The organism is Thiohalocapsa sp. (assembly GCF_022340605.1).
Classification (GTDB): Bacteria; Pseudomonadota; Gammaproteobacteria; order Chromatiales; family Chromatiaceae; genus Thiohalocapsa.
This window is the reverse complement of record NZ_JAJDNQ010000103.1, coordinates 1-3556: the sequence shown is the minus strand read 5'-3', so window position 1 is coordinate 3556 and position 3556 is coordinate 1. Positions and strand designations below refer to the sequence as shown.

Annotated in this window: 4 protein-coding genes; all 4 read left to right on the top strand. The window is 69.9% G+C overall.

Annotated features, from left to right (window positions below; genetic code table 11):
• The first annotated feature begins 201 nt into the window (after positions 1-201).
• From LJE69_RS13465 to LJE69_RS13450, 4 genes are read left to right on the top strand one after another with little or no spacing between them, the layout of a single operon-like run.
• Entirely contained in the window at positions 202-822 is a 621-nt protein-coding gene (locus LJE69_RS13465; protein ID WP_296925872.1) for a hypothetical protein, read from the top strand.
• A gap of 47 nt (positions 823-869) precedes the next feature.
• Complete coding sequence (locus LJE69_RS13460) at positions 870-2222, top strand: DDE-type integrase/transposase/recombinase (RefSeq protein ID WP_296925870.1); 1353 nt, start codon at positions 870-872, stop codon at positions 2220-2222.
• Positions 2222-3022, top strand: coding sequence for an AAA family ATPase (locus LJE69_RS13455; protein ID WP_296925868.1), 801 nt, complete (start codon positions 2222-2224; stop codon positions 3020-3022). Before LJE69_RS13460 ends, LJE69_RS13455 begins: the two co-directional genes overlap by 1 nt.
• Positions 3019-3273, top strand: a complete 255-nt coding sequence (locus LJE69_RS13450; RefSeq protein ID WP_296925866.1) for a hypothetical protein — start codon at positions 3019-3021, stop codon at positions 3271-3273. The genes LJE69_RS13455 and LJE69_RS13450 overlap by 4 nt, the downstream gene beginning before the upstream one ends.
• Positions 3274-3556: the final 283 nt, after the last annotated feature.

Here is a 3556-nt window from a genome sequence, read left to right as displayed (position 1 = left end):
CGCGATGGAACCGCTGAACACCTTCGCCTGCTACGACGTCATGAAGAACCTGCAGATCGAGAACGCAGTTCGGTGCGGCGACGGCGGGGGATGTCTCACGGCCATCACAGGTGAGCGCTGCTGCGGCAGTTGCGGGAGAATCTCGGCACTTGCAGACATGAGAAGGCCCGCCACGGTAGCCGCCGTGCGGGCCGATGGCCGGTGCAGCTTCGTTACGCTTGTGCGCACACCGGCGCGGAGTATGTTCTCGAACAGGCTTGGCTGCAGGCAAGCCTGCCGCGCTGCCCACTGCATCCGCAGGGCGGCTGCGGCTTTGCCCGCCACGGCACCTATTCGCGCGTCTCCCCGCCCGGCACCTTGGTGGCACGTTGGTATTGCCCGACGGGCCGGCGTACGTTCAGCCTGCTGCCGGACTGTCTGGCGGCACGGCTGACGGGCACTTTGGCGGAGGTGGAAGCGGTGGTGCGCGCGGCCGAGCAGGCACCGAGCCTGGAGGCGGCTTGCGCGGCGTTGCGCTTGGACATCGAGTTGCCGGGGGCGCTGCGCTGGGTGGGGCGTCGTGTGCGTGCGGTGCACGCTTCGCTGCACCTGTTGCGGGGTTTGCTGCCGGAGCGCTGCGGTGGCTGCGCGGCGACGCTGGCGGCGTTCGGCGAGCGCCTCGGTGTCGCCGAGGTGCTGGTGGCGTTGCGCGGGATTGCCGAGCCATGGCTGCGGGATCTGCCGAAACCGCTCGGATTCCGGCCCCGGCGCGAGTCGGGGGGCGGGCGCCGCGGCGCCCGCCAACACTGGGTGGGGGCGGACCCGCCGGGAGCGCCGGCGTAGGGTCGCGCGGGCAGGCAGTGGGCCTGCGCCACGCGGAGACCCCGCCGATGACCGACACCGATGATGATCGCCGCCAGCAGATTGCCCTGTTTCGCTACGGGGTGATCGCCGAGCTCGTGCAGTGGCCCGAAGGCGGCAAGGGGCTGTATGCGCGCATCGAGGAGAAAGCCGCGCGGGACTACACCATCCCCGCCAGCACGCGCACGCGCATCGCCGCGGAGACCATCCGCCATTGGCTGAAGGCGTACCGCAAGGGCGGCTTCGAGGCCTTGTTGCCGAAGCCGCGCGCCGATCGCGGGCGGGTGCGCCGGCTGCCGGCGGCGGTGGCCGAGGCGCTGCTGGCGACCAAGGAGGCGAACCCGGCACTGTCCGTGCAGTTGGTGATCCGCGAAGCACGCGCCCGGCCCGAGGTGCCCGCGGATCTGCCGCTGCCGCCGGCGACCGTGCACCGGCTGCTGGCGCGCCACGGGCTGATGGAGAAGCGCACGGGCGAGGCCGGCGACAGCGACCGGCGGCGCTTCGCCTTCGCCGGTGCCGGCGAGCTGTGGATGAGCGATGTCATGCATGGCCCTGCGGTCGTTGTCGGCGAGCGGGTCAAGCGCAAGACCTACCTGCTCGCCTTCCTCGACGATGCCACGCGCGTGATCCCGCACGCGGCCTTTGCGCTGTCGGAGAATACGCAGACCTTTTTGCCGGTGCTCAAGCTGGCGATCGAGAAGCGCGGCCTGCCGCAGCGCCTCTACGTCGACAACGGCGCCAACTACCGCTCCCGTCACCTGGCACTGGTCTGCGCCAAGCTCGGCGTCGCGCTGATCCACGCCCGGCCCTATCGCCCGCAGGGCAAGGGCAAGATCGAGCGCTGGTTCCAGAGCGTGCGCGGGCAGCTGCTCACGCGCCTGAGCGCGGCGGACACCGCCAGCCTGGAGGCACTGAACCGCCGCCTGGGCGCCTGGATCGAGGGCGAGTATCACCACACGCCCCATCGCGGCCTGGACGGGGTGACGCCACTGGAACAGTGGGCGCGCACCGCCGCGACGGTGCGCTTCCCGGAGCCGGGCCTGGACTTGGTGGACCTGTTCCTGTTCGAGGCCGAGCGCAAGGTCCAAAAAGACCGCACCGTCAGCCTCAACGGCGTCGTCTACGAGGTCGATGCCGCCTTGGTCGGGGAGAAGGTCACGCTGCGCTTCGATCCCGGCGCGCCGCCCGAGCGCCCCATCCAGGTCTGCCATCACGGCAAGCCGATCGAGTCGGCCCGACCGGTGCAGACCTATGCCAACTGTTTCGTCAAACGCGACCGGCCCTCCCGGACCTTGCAGGCCGACGCCCCGGCGCCGCAGCCGCCGGCCTCGGCACTGCGCCTGCGCGAGCTGCCGGATGCCGATGACGCGGAGGAGCGCTGATGTACCGCAAGCACTTCGCGCTCACTGCCTTCCCCTTCGATCTGACCCCCGAGCCGGATGCCCTGTTCGCCTCCGCCTCCCTCGGCGAGGCCGAGGCACGGCTCAAGCACCTCTTGGAGCTGCGCGGCATCGGCCTGGTCACCGGTGAGGCCGGCTCCGGCAAGACCACCGTCTGCCGCAAGGTGGCAGCCGCCCTGCATCCGGGGCTGTATCGGGTGTTCTACGTGCCGCTGTCCACCGGCAATGTCATGGATATGTACAAATCCATCGGCTGGGAGCTGGGCCTGCCGACCGAGCGCAATCGTGCGTCTGCCTTCCGCGTCATCCGCGCGGAGGTCACGCGCCTGACCCTCGAGGCGAAGCAGCGCCCGGTGCTGATCGTCGACGAGGCCCACCACCTGCGCAACGAGGTGCTGGAGGACCTGCGCCTGCTCACCAACTACCGGATGGATGCCGAGAACCGCCTCTGCCTGCTGCTGGTCGGGCTGACAGAGTTGCGTCGACGCTTGAGCATGGCCGTGCACGAGTCCCTGGCCCAGCGCATCGTCGTGCGCCATCACCTGACCGGGCTCACACGCGAGGAGCTGCCCGAGTACCTCGCCCATCGCCTGCGCCTGGCCGGCTGCGAGCTGGCGCTGTTCGAGCCGCCCGCCATCGAAGCGCTGTTCCAGGCCACGCAAGGCATGCCGCGCAAGGTCAACCGCCTGGCGCACTATGCGCTGACCAGCGCCACCCTCGACAAGGCCCGCATCGTCACCACCGAGCATGTCCAAACCGCCCGCGAGGAGATCGCCCCATGAGTACACAGACTGACCGTCCCGAGGTCTCCCTGCCCGCGCACTGGACTGCGCAGCAGGCCATGGCCGTCCATGACGCCCTCGATGCCGTGCTGGCGGCGCTGTGGACGCAGTACGAGACCGCGCTGTCCGAGCAGTTCGAGCAGTTCGAGCAGTTCGAGCAGTTCGACTACGATGCACCGGACCCGGCAGCACCGGCAGCACCGGCAGCACCGACTCAACCCGAGCCGTTCGACGACGAACTGCCCTTCTAGCCACTGCTTCTGCCCGATCACGGCGGGCTGCTCGGCCCGCCGCAACTGCCCGCCGCGCGCAAGCCCCATCTGGCCACGCACCCGCTCGCGGGCGCGTCGCCAACCCGCATTCCTCCACCTGCCCGAGCTTCTTCACCGGTTGGCCAATTCGGCGAATCGCCGCCTATCCGGCCTAAACCAATTCGAGAAATCGGCGGGGAGATAATCCGCGGTACAACAGCTGCCATGGGAGGAGCTCGTGCTGGGCGCCTGCGGCGGTTGGACCGTCGCCCACGCGAGTGAT